General features: G+C 74.2%; 14 protein-coding genes. 9 read left to right on the plus strand and 5 right to left on the minus strand.

Features of this window, described 5'->3' with window-relative positions; genetic code table 11:
• Positions 1–2 precede the first annotated feature (2 nt).
• Positions 3–1592, minus strand: coding sequence for an FAD-binding oxidoreductase (locus AB0H37_RS30390; RefSeq protein WP_360616552.1), 1590 nt, complete (start codon positions 1590–1592; stop codon positions 3–5).
• 64 nt (positions 1593–1656) lie between these two features.
• On the opposite strand from AB0H37_RS30390, the gene AB0H37_RS30395 reads away from it, so the two are divergent.
• The 4 genes from AB0H37_RS30395 to AB0H37_RS30410 all read left to right on the plus strand — a co-directional run bounded on the left by AB0H37_RS30395 (position 1657) and on the right by AB0H37_RS30410 (position 5285).
• Positions 1657–2265, plus strand: coding sequence for a TetR/AcrR family transcriptional regulator (locus tag AB0H37_RS30395; RefSeq protein WP_360616515.1), 609 nt, complete (start codon positions 1657–1659; stop codon positions 2263–2265).
• Positions 2262–3827: a glycerol-3-phosphate dehydrogenase/oxidase gene (locus tag AB0H37_RS30400; RefSeq protein WP_360616516.1), complete on the plus strand. Its 1566-nt coding sequence runs from the start codon at positions 2262–2264 to the stop codon at positions 3825–3827. Before AB0H37_RS30395 ends, AB0H37_RS30400 begins: the two co-directional genes overlap by 4 nt.
• A 60-nt stretch (positions 3828–3887) precedes the next feature.
• Entirely contained in the window at positions 3888–4802 is a 915-nt protein-coding gene (locus tag AB0H37_RS30405) for a sucrase ferredoxin (protein WP_329088291.1), read from the plus strand.
• 186 nt (positions 4803–4988) lie between these two features.
• Positions 4989–5285 (plus strand): WhiB family transcriptional regulator, encoded by a 297-nt coding sequence (locus AB0H37_RS30410; protein ID WP_075901375.1) that lies wholly within the window; start codon positions 4989–4991, stop codon positions 5283–5285.
• Positions 5286–5546: 261 nt separating this feature from the next.
• Here AB0H37_RS30410 and AB0H37_RS30415 read toward each other — a convergent pair whose 3' ends face one another.
• From AB0H37_RS30415 to AB0H37_RS30425, 3 genes are read right to left on the minus strand one after another with little or no spacing between them, the layout of a single operon-like run.
• A complete protein-coding gene (locus tag AB0H37_RS30415; RefSeq protein ID WP_360616517.1) occupies positions 5547–6281 on the minus strand; it encodes a phosphoribosyltransferase family protein in 735 nt (244 codons plus the stop codon).
• A gap of 34 nt (positions 6282–6315) precedes the next feature.
• Entirely contained in the window at positions 6316–7344 is a 1029-nt protein-coding gene (locus AB0H37_RS30420) for an aryldialkylphosphatase (protein WP_360616518.1), read from the minus strand.
• 39 nt (positions 7345–7383) lie between these two features.
• Positions 7384–8436 carry a YhjD/YihY/BrkB family envelope integrity protein gene (locus tag AB0H37_RS30425; RefSeq protein WP_360616519.1) on the minus strand — a complete coding sequence of 351 codons (1053 nt, stop codon included), beginning with the start codon at positions 8434–8436 and terminating at the stop codon, positions 7384–7386.
• A 243-nt stretch (positions 8437–8679) separates the two neighbouring features.
• Between AB0H37_RS30425 and AB0H37_RS30430 the strand changes: the two genes are divergently transcribed.
• From AB0H37_RS30430 to AB0H37_RS30450, 5 genes are all read left to right on the plus strand, one after another.
• Complete coding sequence (locus AB0H37_RS30430; protein WP_329088274.1) at positions 8680–8862, plus strand: hypothetical protein; 183 nt, start codon at positions 8680–8682, stop codon at positions 8860–8862.
• Between the two features lie 287 nt (positions 8863–9149).
• Positions 9150–10802 carry a nitrite/sulfite reductase gene (locus AB0H37_RS30435; protein WP_360616520.1) on the plus strand — a complete coding sequence of 551 codons (1653 nt, stop codon included), beginning with the start codon at positions 9150–9152 and terminating at the stop codon, positions 10800–10802.
• Between the two features lie 16 nt (positions 10803–10818).
• A complete protein-coding gene (locus AB0H37_RS30440; RefSeq protein ID WP_179836185.1) occupies positions 10819–10989 on the plus strand; it encodes an Insertion element protein in 171 nt (56 codons plus the stop codon).
• Positions 10986–11696 (plus strand): phosphoadenylyl-sulfate reductase, encoded by a 711-nt coding sequence (locus AB0H37_RS30445; RefSeq protein ID WP_360616521.1) that lies wholly within the window; start codon positions 10986–10988, stop codon positions 11694–11696. The genes AB0H37_RS30440 and AB0H37_RS30445 overlap by 4 nt, the downstream gene beginning before the upstream one ends.
• Positions 11693–12439 carry a sirohydrochlorin chelatase gene (locus tag AB0H37_RS30450; protein ID WP_360616522.1) on the plus strand — a complete coding sequence of 249 codons (747 nt, stop codon included), beginning with the start codon at positions 11693–11695 and terminating at the stop codon, positions 12437–12439. Before AB0H37_RS30445 ends, AB0H37_RS30450 begins: the two co-directional genes overlap by 4 nt.
• Positions 12440–12443: 4 nt before the next feature.
• On the opposite strand, the gene AB0H37_RS30455 is transcribed toward AB0H37_RS30450, so the two are convergent.
• Positions 12444–13235: a DUF1707 domain-containing protein gene (locus AB0H37_RS30455; protein ID WP_360616523.1), complete on the minus strand. Its 792-nt coding sequence runs from the start codon at positions 13233–13235 to the stop codon at positions 12444–12446.
• Positions 13236–13336 lie beyond the last annotated feature (101 nt).

Raw genomic sequence — 13336 nt, forward strand, 5'->3', positions numbered from 1 at the left:
GCTCACTCCCTTCCCGCGGGCGGGACGAGGACGCCCGGGTTGAGGATCCCGGCCGGATCGACCCGGTCCTTGACGGCGCGCAGCACGGCGGCGCCGAGCGGCCCGATCTCCCGGGCGTACCAGTCGCGGTGGTCGGTGCCCACCCCGTGATGATGGCTGATCGTCCCGCCCGCCGCGAGGATCGCGTCGCAGGCCGCGCGCTTGGCGGCGGCCCAGTGCCCGACGGGGTCCTCGCCCTGCGCGGACACGACCGTGAAGTAGAGGGACGCGCCGGTCGGGTACACGTGCGAGATGTGGCACATCACCAGCGGCGGCGTCCCGGCGCCCGACAGCGCGCCGATCAGGGCCTGCCGGACGGCCTCGTACAGCGCGGGAACGTCCGACCAGAAGGCGGCGGTCTCCAGCGTCTCGACGAAGGCGCCGACGTCCAGGAGGGCGTCGCGCAGGTAGGGGGCGTTGAAGCGGCCGTGCTCCCACTTCTCCCCCGGCCCGGCGCCGAGCGGCTCGCCGCCGGCGTCGCGCAGCACCCGCGCGGCCCCGGCCCGCCGGTCGGCGACGAGGTCGGGGGCGCCCTCGAACCCGAGGACCGCCAGGGCCCCGGCCGCCGAGGAGCCGCCGCCGATCGCCGCCGGATCGGCCAGCCCCACCATGGTCTCGGTCTCGTCCGACAGCCGCAGGACCGCGGGGAGGGGGCCGTCCTGGGCGAGGCGCCGCAGCGCGGCGGCGCCCTCGTCGAACGAGGCGAACCGCCAGCCCTCGTAGGCCCGGTCCCGCGGGACGGGATGCACCCGCACCCGCACGGAGGTGATCACGCCGAACGCGCCCTCCGAGCCGAGGACGAGCTGCCGCAGGTCGGGCCCGGCGGCCGACTTCGGCGCCCGCCCGAGGTCGAGCGTCCCCTCGGGGGTGGCCGCGGTGAGGCCGACGACCATGTCGTCGAACCGCCCGTACCCGGCGGACGCCTGCCCGCTCGACCGCGCCGCCGCGAACCCGCCGATCGACGCCCACTCGTAGGACTGCGGGAAGTGCCCGAGCGTGTAGCCGCGCTCGTTGAGCAGCGCCTCGGCCGCCGGGGCGCGCAGGCCGGGCTGCAGGACGGCCGTCCGCGAGACCTCGTCCAGCTCGACGAGCCCGTCCATGCGGCGCAGGTCGAGGGCGACGAAGGCGTCCACGCCCTCCGGCGCCAGCCCGCCGACGACCGAGGTGCCGCCGCCGAACGGGACGACCGCGATCCGCCGCCCGGCGCACGCCTCCAGCACCGCGAGCACCTCGCCGTGGTCACCGGGCAGGACCACCGCGTCCGGCGCGTCGGCGGCGTCGCCGGCCCGGATGCGCAGCAGGTCGGGCGTGGACTTGCCGCGCGTGTGGCGGAGCCGCGCCTCGGTGTCGGCGCGCACGTTCCCGTCCCCCACGACGGCGGCGAGCGCGCCCAGGTCGTCCCCGGACAGCCGGGTCTCGGCGACCCGGACGCCGGTCAGCGCGGCCGGCGGCTCCTCGGCGGGCCGCACGCCGAGCAGGTCGCGCAGCAGGCCGACCATGGGCTCGGGCAGCGGCGCCGCCTTCGCCGGGTCGCCCCAGCCGCTCCACAGCATGTCGCGCGTCTCCACGCCCGCCTCCCTCGCCGCCCCGGCTTCCTGGTGGCTTACACTGTGACACATGACGTCGAATCGTCACAACAGGACGGCGGCGCGGACCGCCGACGACACCGTGCTCGACGCCGCGCGCGACTGCGTGCTGGCGGTCGGGGTGCGGCGCACGACGCTGACCGACATCGCGCGGCGGGCCGGCGTCTCGCGCATGACGCTCTACCGGCGCTGGCCGGACGTCCGCACCATCGTCGCCGACCTGATGACCCGCGAGTGGACCGGGCTCGGCGAGGCGCTGCGGCCTCCCGACGACGGCCGCCCCGTCCGGCCCCGGCTGGTGGACGGCCTGGTCACCGGCGTACGGACGTTCCGCGACCACCCGCTGCTCCGAAAGATCATCGAGGTCGACCCGGAGCTGCTGCTGCCCTACCTGCTGGACCGCTGCGGCGCCAGCCAGCAGGCCTTCCTCGCGGGGTTCGAGGAGTCGATCTCCGCCGGGCAGCGGGACGGCACGATCCGGGCGGGCCATCCCGTGCTCCAGGCCCGCGCGCTCCTGCTGGTCGTCCAGTCGTTCGGGCTCTCCGCGCAGATCATGATCGACGCGCAGGAACCCGGGGTCGACGCGGACGCCCTCGACGCCGAACTCCGCCACATCCTGGAAAGGATGCTCGCGCCATGAACGCAGCCGGACTCGATCCGCGGAGCTCCCTCAACGCCGCTCGCAGGGAGCGGGAGCTCTCCGAACTTCCCGGCGAGGCGGTGGACGTGCTGGTCGTCGGCCTCGGCGCCACCGGGGCGGGGGCCGCGCTGGACGCCGCGTCCCGCGGCCTGTCCGTCGCGGCGGTCGACGCCCACGACCTGGCGTTCGGCACGTCGCGCTGGAGCTCCAAGCTGATCCACGGCGGGCTGCGCTACCTGGCCTCCGGGCAGGTGGACGTCGCGCACGAGAGCGCGGTCGAGCGCGGCGCGCTGATGCTGCGCACCGCCCCGCACCTGGTGCGGGCGCTCCCGTTCGTGCTGCCGCTGACCCCGCTGGTGTCCCGCTCGCAGGCGCTGCTGGCCGGCGGCGGCATGCGCGCCGGGGACCTGCTGCGGCTCGCCGCCCGCACCCCGCGCTCGGTCCTGCCGGGCCCGCGCCGGCTGTCGGCGGTCGAGACGCTCCGGCTCGCCCCCGCCCTGCGCCCCCACGGGCTGCGCGGCGGGCTGTTGTCGTGGGACGGGCAGCTCGCCGACGACGCCCGCCTCGTCACCGCGCTCGCGCGGACCGCGGCCGGGCACGGCGCCCGGATCCTCACCCGCTGCCGCGCTGTCGGGCTGACCGGCGACGGCGCCCTCGTCCGCGACGAGCTCACCGGCCGCGAGATCACCGTGCGGGCGCGCGCGGTCGTGAACGCCGCCGGGGTGTGGGCGGGCGGCCTGGTGGACGGGGTGCGGCTGCGCCCGTCCCGCGGTACGCACCTGGTGCTGCGGGCCGAGGTGCTGCGCGGGCTCACCGCCGCGATGCACGTCCCCATCCCGGGCGCCGGCAACCGGTTCGTGCTGGTGCTCCCCCAGGGCGACGGCCGCGTCTACGTCGGCCTCACCGACGAGCCGGCGGAGGGCCCCGTCCCGGACGTGCCGGAGCCGACCGAGGGCGAGATCGGCTTCCTGCTCGACGTCCTGGGCTCGGCGCTGGACGTCCCGGTGCGGCGGGCCGACGTGGCCGGCGCGTACGCCGGGCTGCGGCCCCTGCTGGACCTCGGGCGCGGGGGCGACACCGCCGACATCTCCCGCCGGCACGCCGTCCTGACCTCCCCGGACGGCGTCGTCACGATCGTCGGCGGCAAGCTGACCACCTACCGGCGGATGGCCGAGGACGCCGTGGACGCGGTCGTGCGCGCCCGCGGCCTTCACGCCGGCCCGTGCCGCACCGCGCGGCTGCCCCTCGTCGGCGCGGCTCCGCGCTCCCGGCTGGACGCTCTGGACGCGCCCGCCAGGCTCGTCCAGCGGTACGGCACCGAGGCGCCGCTGCTGGCGGCCTTGGGAAGGCAGGACCCGGCACTGCTGGAGCCGGTCGTCCCCGGGCTGCCGGTGACCGGCGTGGAGCTGGCCTGGGGCGTGCTGCACGAGGGCGCCCTCGACGCGGGCGACCTCCTGGACCGGCGCACCCGGATCGGCCTCGTGGCGACCGACCGGGAGGCCGCCTTGCCCGCGGCGCGGGCGCTGCTGGCCACCCCGCCAGGTTTGACCGGCGCGCCTTAGGTTACCCTTACCTAATCGATTCAGCTCGATGGGATGAACGAGGATCGGCGGGGGGACTGCGTGACGCGCGGCAGAAGCTGCGGACACTGCCCGGGGAGCCACACCGGCGAGCGGCCGTGCCTGGCGACCGCGACCGTGAAGGCGGGCGCCTGGCTGCTCATCGAGCACCCCGGCCCCTGGCCCGAACGCGTCGAGGACCTCGACGGCCCGGGGGCGGTCGCCGATGCCGTGCGGGCGGCGAAGAAGGCGGGCGTCCGGCCGCAGCTGATCCGCCGGGCGGGCCGCCGGCGCGCCACCCCGCCGGTCCAGGTCTACGCCGCGTCCTCCCGCGGGGGCGAGGCCTGGATCGAGGGGCGCGAGCTGGCCGATCCGGCCGAGCTGGCGGCGCTCGACCTGGACGCACTCGCGAAGGGCCGGTCCCCGGGCCTCGGGGAGCGGGTGGCCGAGCCGGTCCTGCTGGTCTGCACGCACGGGCGCCGCAACGCCTGCTGCGCCCGCACCGGTGCGCCGCTGGCCCGTTCCCTCGCGACGCGTTTCGACCGCCTGATCTGGGAAACCACCCATGTCGGCGGTGACCGATTTGCGGCGAATTTGGTATGTCTTCCTCACGGATTCTCGTACGGCGACCTCAACGAAGCGGAGGCGAACGCGGCGGCGGACGCCTACCTGCGGGGCGAGGTCGCCCTTCTCAGGCTGCGCGGACGGGCCGGAGCCCCCGAGCCCGCACAGGCGGCGGAGCACTTCGTCCGAGCGCACACGGGCCGGCTCGGGGTGGACGACGTGACCGTGGCGTCGATCACTGGAATCCCCGGAACAACCCGGCACGAAGCGGTCGTTCTCCTGAGGCGGAGCCGTTACCGGGTGGTCGTCGAAGCCGTCGAGCAGCCCGACCCGTGCGGGACCGACTGCGGCGAGAACCAGAGAACCTACGTTGTTAGGGAACTCACCCTTCTCAACGAGGCGGCCCTCGTGTAATCTCGCTGAGGCCCCATTCGAGGGTCTCCCTGTCGCACGTCCCCAGGTTTCCGGAGTAACCGGACGGGGAACAGAGCGGCAACTCCAGACGTTGGAACATTCGGCGCTTCTCTGACTCTTGTCATCCGAAGCACGTCGAGCGTCCATGTCCCGAATTTGTTCGAAACCAATCAAGGTGGGTGTTCCATGGCTCAGGTACGTCGGCAGGCAAACCTCCCTCGTCCCAGCTGGGGCTGGCAGGACGCCGCGGCGTGCCGGGGGGAAGACCTCGTCCTCTTCTTCGGCCCCGACGGCGAGCGCCAGCCCGAGCGCGAGATTCGCGAGCGCAAGGCCAAGCAGATCTGCATGGGCTGTCCGGTCCGTACGGACTGCCTGGACTACGCGGTGTCCCGGCCCGAGAAGTACGGCACCTGGGGCGGCCTGAACGAGGACGAGCGCGCGTCCGAGCGCCGTCGCCGTATGCGTCGCGCCAACGCCGCCTGAACGAAGGCACAGGCCGCCGAAACGCTCCCATCGCGAAACCCCGGCACGCCACCTTAAACGTCACGGCCCCGCCCCGCGGGGCCGTTTGCGTTGCCCGGGCCCGGTCCATCCGACCGGGCCCGGGTTCTTCGTCACATCTGCGTCACGACTGGAGTGCCTCGCGCCACGACATTCCGGCGGGTCGCCCTTTTACCGCACTGTCCCCGCCGATGTGGCCATTTCCCGAAAATTCGCGGGGCACCATTCCGTGCCTCCCGCGGCTCACGGCCGGCCCGGCTCCGGCGGACCGTCCGGGGCCTCGCCGCGCGCCCGCGCGGCGCGCTCCAGCCAGGCCGTCACATCGGCGTCGGTGAGCTGCCCGAAGTCGCGGTACCACTGCCCCACGGCGCGGAAGTCCCAGGGCGCGACCGGCACCACCAGGTCGTCCACCTCCGCCTCCAGGCTCCGGGCCGTCTCGGCGGCGCCCACCGGCACCGCGAGGACCAGCCGGGACGGTCCGCGTCCGCGTACCGCCCGCACGGCCGCGCGAGCGGTGCCGCCGGTGGCGAACCCGTCGTCCACCACGATCACCGGTCTCCCGGCGACCCGCGGCAGCGGGCGGCCGCGCCGGTAGACCGCGACCCGGCGGTCCAGCTCGGCGCGCTCGGCCTCCACGGTGGGGGCCAGATCGTCCTCGCGGAGCCCGAGGCGGGCGAGCAGGCCGCCGTCGAACACCGGGGCGCCGCCCTCGGCGATCGCGCCGACGCCGAGCTCCGGCTGCGGCGGATACCCGATCTTGCGGGTCACCAGCACGTCGAGCGGGGCCCGGAGGTGCCGCGCCACCTCGTGGCCGACGGGGACGCCGCCGCGCGGCAGCGCGAGGACCACGGCCCCCTCCAGCCCCATCGTGGCGAGTCGCGCCGCGAGCACCCGGCCCGCCTCGGCGCGGTCGGTGTAGGGGAGCCGGACGGTTCCGGGCCGCCGGGCGCCCTCCCCCGCGGGTCCGCTCCAGGACATCGGGCGCACCCCCTTCCGGGGTTCCCCTACCCACTCAGGAACCGGTGAGCCACCGCAGCGGGTTGTCGTGCAGGATCGTGCCGATGGTCGCCTCGTCGGCGCCGGCGGCGCGCAGCGCGGGCAGGAACGTGTCGAACATGTACCCGAACCCGGCGCCCCCGTAGCGGGCGACCTGGGCCATCCGGGCGACCCCGGTGCTCAGCAGCACCCGGTCGGCGTGCCCGGCCTCCAGCAGGTCCAGGACGCGGCGGACGCGGGCGCCGACGGCGGCGGCGTCCTCCCCCGCGAGGCCGAGGGTGCCGAACGAGACGTAGCCGCCCGACTCGGCGATCTTGCGGTGCTGGGCGGTGTCGTCCACCCGGTCCTGCTGCCCCACCGCGACGCGCTCGGGGGGCAGCCCGGCGGAGGTGAGGATCTCCAGCTGGGCGAGGCCCGCGCGCCCGTAGGTCGCGACCGACAGCCCGGAGTAGCGGGCGGCCTGGCCGGCGGCGCGCAGGCACAGCTCCTCGGCCTCGGTCGGCGCCTCTCCCCAGGTGCCGATCTCGCCGATGACACCGGGCAGCGAGTTCGTGCCGTCCATGCCGAAGCCGACCTCGGCGAGCAGCCGCTCCGCGAGCCGGTCGACCGCCGACGGGCCCGAGTACTCGGCCCCGGAGGGGCCCGGCTCGAATCCGGGGGCCGCGGGGGCCGCTCCGGCGGCGAGGACCTCACGGACGAACGCGGGGTGGAACGGCTCGGTGAACACGCCCGTCCCGGCCACCACGGCGACCCGGGCGCCGGCGCTGATGCGGGCGAGCGCGGCGGCGTTGCGTCCCATGCCCGAGCAGGTGAGGTCGACCACGAGGCCGAGGCCGTGGTCCTTGCGCAGGGCGTTCAGCTCCCGCTGGACGGCCTTCTCCTCGTCCAGCCACCGGCTCGGGTCGGAGTCGGCGAGCTGGGGGCGCGCCGGCCAGCGCAGGTCCAGCTGGAGGTGCTCGTGGGAGAGCACCGGCCCGGTGATGTCGGACGTCGCGATCGTGCCGGTCACGGTCCGCAGCCGGCCTGTCTCCTCACGGGGGGTCATGTCAGGCGAGGCTACGACATGTTTGCCCTTTTCAGGACCTCAACCGGGGTGGTTTTTACCCGTCGCACCCTGGTCCCGGGGCGCCTGGTCGGCCTCCGCCTCCAGCGCGGCGCGGATCCGGGCGGTGTCCCCGCTGGGCCACAGCCGGTCGATCTCGGCGTTCAGCGCGGCCCCGATCAGCACTGCGAGCGCCGCCACGTACAGCCAGGCCAGCAGCGCGATCGCGGCGGCCAGCGACCCGTACACCGACACCCCGCTCAGCGAGCCGGCCAGGTAGATCCGCAGGACGAAGCTGCCCACGATCCAGATCAGCAGTGCCAGCGCCGCGCCGGGCGTCTGGCGCCACCAGGACGTCCGCACCGGGACGCTCATGTGGTACAGCAGCGAGAGGAAGACGATCGACAGGCTCACCACGACGGGCCAGTACAGCGCCTGGACGGCCTCGGTGCTCTCCGGGAGCGCCTGGCGGACCACCGCGGGGCCGGCCACCAACATCGGGATCACGACGATCAGGGTCAGCAGCCCGATGAGGTAGAGCACGAAGGCGCGCACCCGGGTCCGGACCACGCCGCGCACACCCGACAGCCCGTAGGCGATCGTGATCGTGTCGACGTAGACGTTCGTCGCCCGCGACCCCGCCCACAGCGAGATCAGGAAGCTGACCGACACGATGTCGGGGCTGCCGCCCCTGATCACGTCGTCGATGAGCGGGACGACGACCGTTTTGACGGTCGGGCCGGTCAGCACCGTCTGCGAGTGCTCGATCACCCACGAGCGCACCTCGGCGATCGTCTCCGTGCCGAACAGGCCGCGCAGGTGGCCCATCGTGCCGATGAGCCCGATGACGAGGGGCGGCATCGACAACAGGGCGAAGAACGCGGCCTCCGCAGCCAGCCCGGTGACCCGGTAGCGGAACCCGCCGATGGCGGTGCCCTTGGTCAGCGTCCAGGCGATCCCCGCGGCGGCCCGCACGGCGGCGCGCACCCGCGCGGGCAGGAGGTCCCGCAGGCGCCGCTGCGGGCCCTCCGGCGCTTTTCCGGAGGGCGAGTCCCCAGCCCGGGAGGCGCCCGCTGCGTCGGAGACGGTGGTCACACCGCCCCACCGTAGAGGGTCGCGCGCCCGGAACGTGTCCCATCGCCCACTTCACTGGTCCGCTCCGCGCGTGGCACGCCGATCCCCTCCCCCGCCCGGTCGTCCCGCGGGCGTGCCGCCCGTTCCGTGCACATCCCTTGGTGCATACCCGTTATGACGGCACGGAACGTTCTCCGGACCATGATCATCCGCGCGCGCCCACGTCGAACCGGGCATTTGCCTTCATGGGTGACAATGGGAGACATGATTTGCCAGTCGTGCCGCGAACGCCACCACGAGGAGTGCCGTGGCGGCTCCTGGTGCGACTGCCAGCACCACCCCGCGCCCGCCGCCCCCGCGCCCGGCGCGCCCACCGCCGGGCGCCGCACGGACCCCGCGACCGGCGGGAAGGCCGAGCCTCGGGTGAACTGGAGGCGGCAGGGATGACGCATCTCACGCGTCCGCATGCCGGACGTCACTGGACAGTCCGCGAGACGGCATGTCAGAGTGCGGGTATGACTGCCGCGGACCCGTTGCTGGCCAAGCGCCGGCACGTCGACTTCCTCCGCGTCCGCAGCGCGATCTGTAGGTGACGCTCCGACCACGCCCCTGTACAGCCGGGCGCGTGGCGCATCGGCGTCACCTTTGACTTCATCCTGCTCAGCGTCGAGCCGGCTGCCTCAGAGCGCCGGTGCGCTGCGCGTCCCTCACGACCACAGATGAGGACGCGCGCCGTGCCACCCGCGACCAAACGCAAGAAGGGCGAGGGCCAGTGGGCCCTCGGCTACCGCGAACCGCTCAACAAGAACGAAGAGAACAAGAAGAACGACGACGGACTGAACGTCCGCCGCCGGATCATCGACATCTACTCCAAGAGCGGTTTCGACTCCATCGACCCGTCCGACCTGCGCGGCCGGTTCCGCTGGATGGGCCTGTACACCCAGCGCAAGCCCGGCATCGACGGCGGCAAGACCGGCGCGCTGGAGGACGAGGAGCTCGAGGACCGCTACTTCATGATGCGGGTGCGGATCGACGGCGGGCAGCTGAGCGGACCGCAGCTGCGCACGATCGCGGACGTCTCCACCCGGTACGCGCGCGGCACCGCCGACATCACCGACCGCCAGAACGTCCAGCTGCACTGGGTGCGGATCGAGGACGTCCCGGCGATCTGGGAGGCGCTGGAGGCGGTCGGGCTGCACACCATGGAGGCCTGCGGCGACGTCCCGCGCGTGATCATCGGCTGCCCGCTGGCCGGGATCGCGGCCGACGAGGTCGTGGACGCGACGCCGCGGCTGCGCGAGATCCACGACCGCTACATCGGCTCCCCGGAGTTCTCCAACCTTCCGCGCAAGTTCAAGACGGCGATGTCGGGCTGCACGTCGCACTGCACCGTCCACGAGATCAACGACATCGCGTTCGTGGGCGTGGTGGACGATGCGGGCGAGACCGGCTACCAGGTGTTCGTCGGGGGCGGGCTGTCCACCAACCCGATGTTCGCGCAGAGCCTCGGCGTGTTCGTCAAGCCCGAGCAGACCAGCGAGGTGTGGCACGGCGTCACCTCCATCTTCCGCGACTACGGCTACCGGCGGCTGCGCAGCCGCGCCCGCCTGAAGTTCCTGGTGAAGGACTGGGGCGCCGCGAAGTTCCGCGAGGTGCTGGAGAAGGAGTACCTCGGGTTCGCGCTGCCGGACGGCCCCGAGCCCGCCGCGCCGCTCGCCCGCCGCGACCACGTCGGGATCCACCCGCAGAAGGACGGCGCCTACTACGTCGGGTTCGCGCCCCGTGTCGGCCGGGTGGACGGCGAACTGCTCGGCGTCATCGGCGACCTCGCCGAGCGCTACGGCTCCGGCCGGGTCCGCACGACCAACGAGCAGAAGATGGTCATCCTGGACGTCCCGGAGAAGGACACCGAGGCCCTCGCCGACGAGCTGGCGGAGCACGACCTGCAGGTCCGGCCGTCCACGTTCCGCCGCCAGACGATGGCGTGCACGGGCATCGAGTACTGCAAGCTCGCGATCGTCGACACCAAGCAGCGCGCGATGGACCTGATCGACGAACTGGAGGAGCGGCTCCCCGACTTCGACCAGCCGCTGACGATCAACGTCAACGGCTGCCCGAACGCGTGCGCCCGCATCCAGGTCGCCGACATCGGGCTGAAGGGCCAGCTGGTCGTGGACGACGACGGCGAGCAGGTCGAGGGCTTCCAGATCCACCTCGGAGGGCGGCTCGGCGCGTCGTTCGGCAAGAAGGTCCGCGGGCTGAAGACCACCTCGGCCGGGCTCACCGACTACGTCGAGCGCGTCGTGCGCAGGTTCGACGAGCAGCGCACAGGCGGCGAGACGTTCGCCGAGTGGGTGCACCGCGCCGACGAGGCGGACCTCAAGTGAGCGGGGCTGATCTGGCATGAGCGAGCGGATGGCGCCGTTCTACTGCCCCTACTGCGGCGAGGAGGGCCTCGAACCCCGGGATGAAACGCCCGGGGCGTGGTTCTGCCCCGACTGCGTCCGTTCCTTCAGCCTGAAGTTCCTCGGTGTCGGCACCCCCCGCACCGCGAGCAAGGAGGTCCCCCGGTGACACTGCTGGAGACCGACAGACCCACCCTCGACCTCCAGGACATCGTCGAGTCGGCCGCCGCCGCGCTGGAGGGCGCCCCAACACTGGAGATCATCCGGTGGGCGGTCGCCACGTTCGGCGACCGCATCTGCCTCACCTCGTCCATGTCGGACGCGGCTCTGATCCACCTCGTGTCGAAGGTGAAGCCGGGCATCGACGTGCTGTTCGTCGACACGGGCTACCACTTCGCCGAGACCGTCGGAACGCGCGACGCCGTCGAGGCCGTCTACCCGGTGAACGTCATCGACGTCACCCCGTCCCGGACGGTCGAGGAGCAGGAGGCCGCGCTCGGCCCGCGCCTGTACGGCCGCAACCCCGACCTGTGCTGCCACCTGCGGAAGGTGGAGCCGCTCGGCCGCGCGCTGGAGGGCTACATGGCCTGGTTCAGCGGCATCCGCCGGGACGAGACCGCGAGCCGCCGCGACCGCCGGGTCGTCGAGTGGGACCGCAAGCGCGGCATGGTCAAGGTGAACCCGATCCTGGGCTGGTCCCAGGAGGACATGGACAACTACATCGAGGACAACGGGGTGCTCGTCAACCCGCTGCACTACGACGGCTACCCCTCGATCGGCTGCGCGCCGTGCACCCGCCCGGTCGCGCCCGGCGAGGACCCGCGCAGCGGCCGGTGGGCCGGGATGGGCAAGACCGAGTGCGGCATCCATCTGTGAGCGTCCCCCTGGTCGCGGTGGCGCACGGCAGCCGGGACCCCCGCGCCGCCGCGACCGTCGCCGCGCTGCTCGACGCCGTCCGGGCGCGCCGCCCGGACGTGCCCGTGCACGCCTCGTTCCTGGACCACGCGCCGCCCGCCCCCGACCAGGTGCTGGACGGCCTGGCCGGGGGCGGCGCGGACGAGGCGGTCGTGCTGCCCCTGCTCCTCACCGCGGCCTACCACAGCAAGACCGACATCCCTGGCGTGCTGAACCGGGTGCACGGCCGGCACCCGCGGCTCGTCCTGCGCACGGCCGGCACGCTCGGCCCGCACCCGCTGCTGCTGGACGCCCTGGAGCGGCGCCTGTCCGAGGCGGGCGTGGCGCCCGGCGACCCGGACACGGCGGTCGTCCTCGCCTCGGCGGGATCCAGCGACCCGTCCGCCAACGCCACGAACGCGCGGCTGGCGCGGCGGTGGCGTGCGCGCGGCTGGCGGGACGTGGTGCCGGCCTACGCGACGGCGGCCCGCCCGGCGCCGGCCGAGGCGGTGCGGGCCCTGCTCGACGCGGGCGCGCCGCGCGTGGCGGTGGCGTCCTACATCCTCGCGCCGGGCCACTTCGCCGACAAGGTCCGCCGGGAGTCCCTGGCCGCCGGCGCCGCCGCGGTCTCCCCCGCCCTCGGCGCGGCTCCGGAGGTCGCCGACCTGATCGTCCGCCGCTACGCCGGGGCGCTGGAGGCCCCCCGCGCGGCGGCCGCGGTCTGACCCCCTACCGGTGGTCCTTCCACCAGGTGGTGAGGGCGTTCCGGAGCGGGCCGTGGTGCTCGTCGTCGACGATCTTGATGTCGCCCATCACGGCGGTCGCGGTGACGCGCACGACGGGGACGCGGGCGCCGGGATGCGGGTCGCGGACCGCGACCCGCCGGTCGCCGAGGAAGTTGTGCCCGGTCAGCACGACGCTGACGCCGTCCGGGACGATGATCTTGACGTCGCCCATCACGGCGGTCACGCAGATGTGCACCTCGCCGGTGGGGACCTGGGCGCCGCGCAGGTCGAGCTCGACGTCGCCCATCACCGACACGGCCTCCAGCGGCCCGTCGATGCGCCCGACGATGCGCTCCTTGCAGTCCCCCATGACCGCGCTGAACCTGCGCTTGACCTGCACGGGCGCGGGGTTGGCCCCGGGCGCGCCCATGCCGGGCAGGTCGGCGGTGATGAGTTCGAGGTCGCCGCGGCTGACGGCCGCGTAGGCGGCCTCGGTGCGCTCGGTCAGCTCCTCGAAGGTGAGCCGCCCCTCCACCGAGGCGATCCGCAGCCGCTCGACGACGGCCTCGCGCTCGGCGTCGGACGCCCGCACCGTGTCGTTCGCCCGCCCGGTGTCGTTCGCCCGCCCGGTGCCCGAGGCACGCCCGGCGTCCGAGGCACGCCCGCCGCCGGACGCCCGCCCGGTGTCGGGTGCGGTCGTCACGTCGACCGGCTCGGGGACGGGGCCGGCGCCCCGCCGCCGCTCCGGCGGCCGGCTCGCGGTGTGCCGCTCGGGCTGCGGACCGGTCTGACTCATGATTTCGACGGTATGCCCCCGGCGGCGCTGGACAATCCGCCGCGCGGACGAGATCACCCCACCACCTGAGGAGGATGGACGTCCTCCCACCCCACAGGCAT

Source organism: Actinomadura sp. NPDC023710, assembly GCF_040639875.1.
GTDB classification, from domain to species: domain Bacteria; phylum Actinomycetota; class Actinomycetes; order Streptosporangiales; family Streptosporangiaceae; genus Spirillospora; species Spirillospora citrea.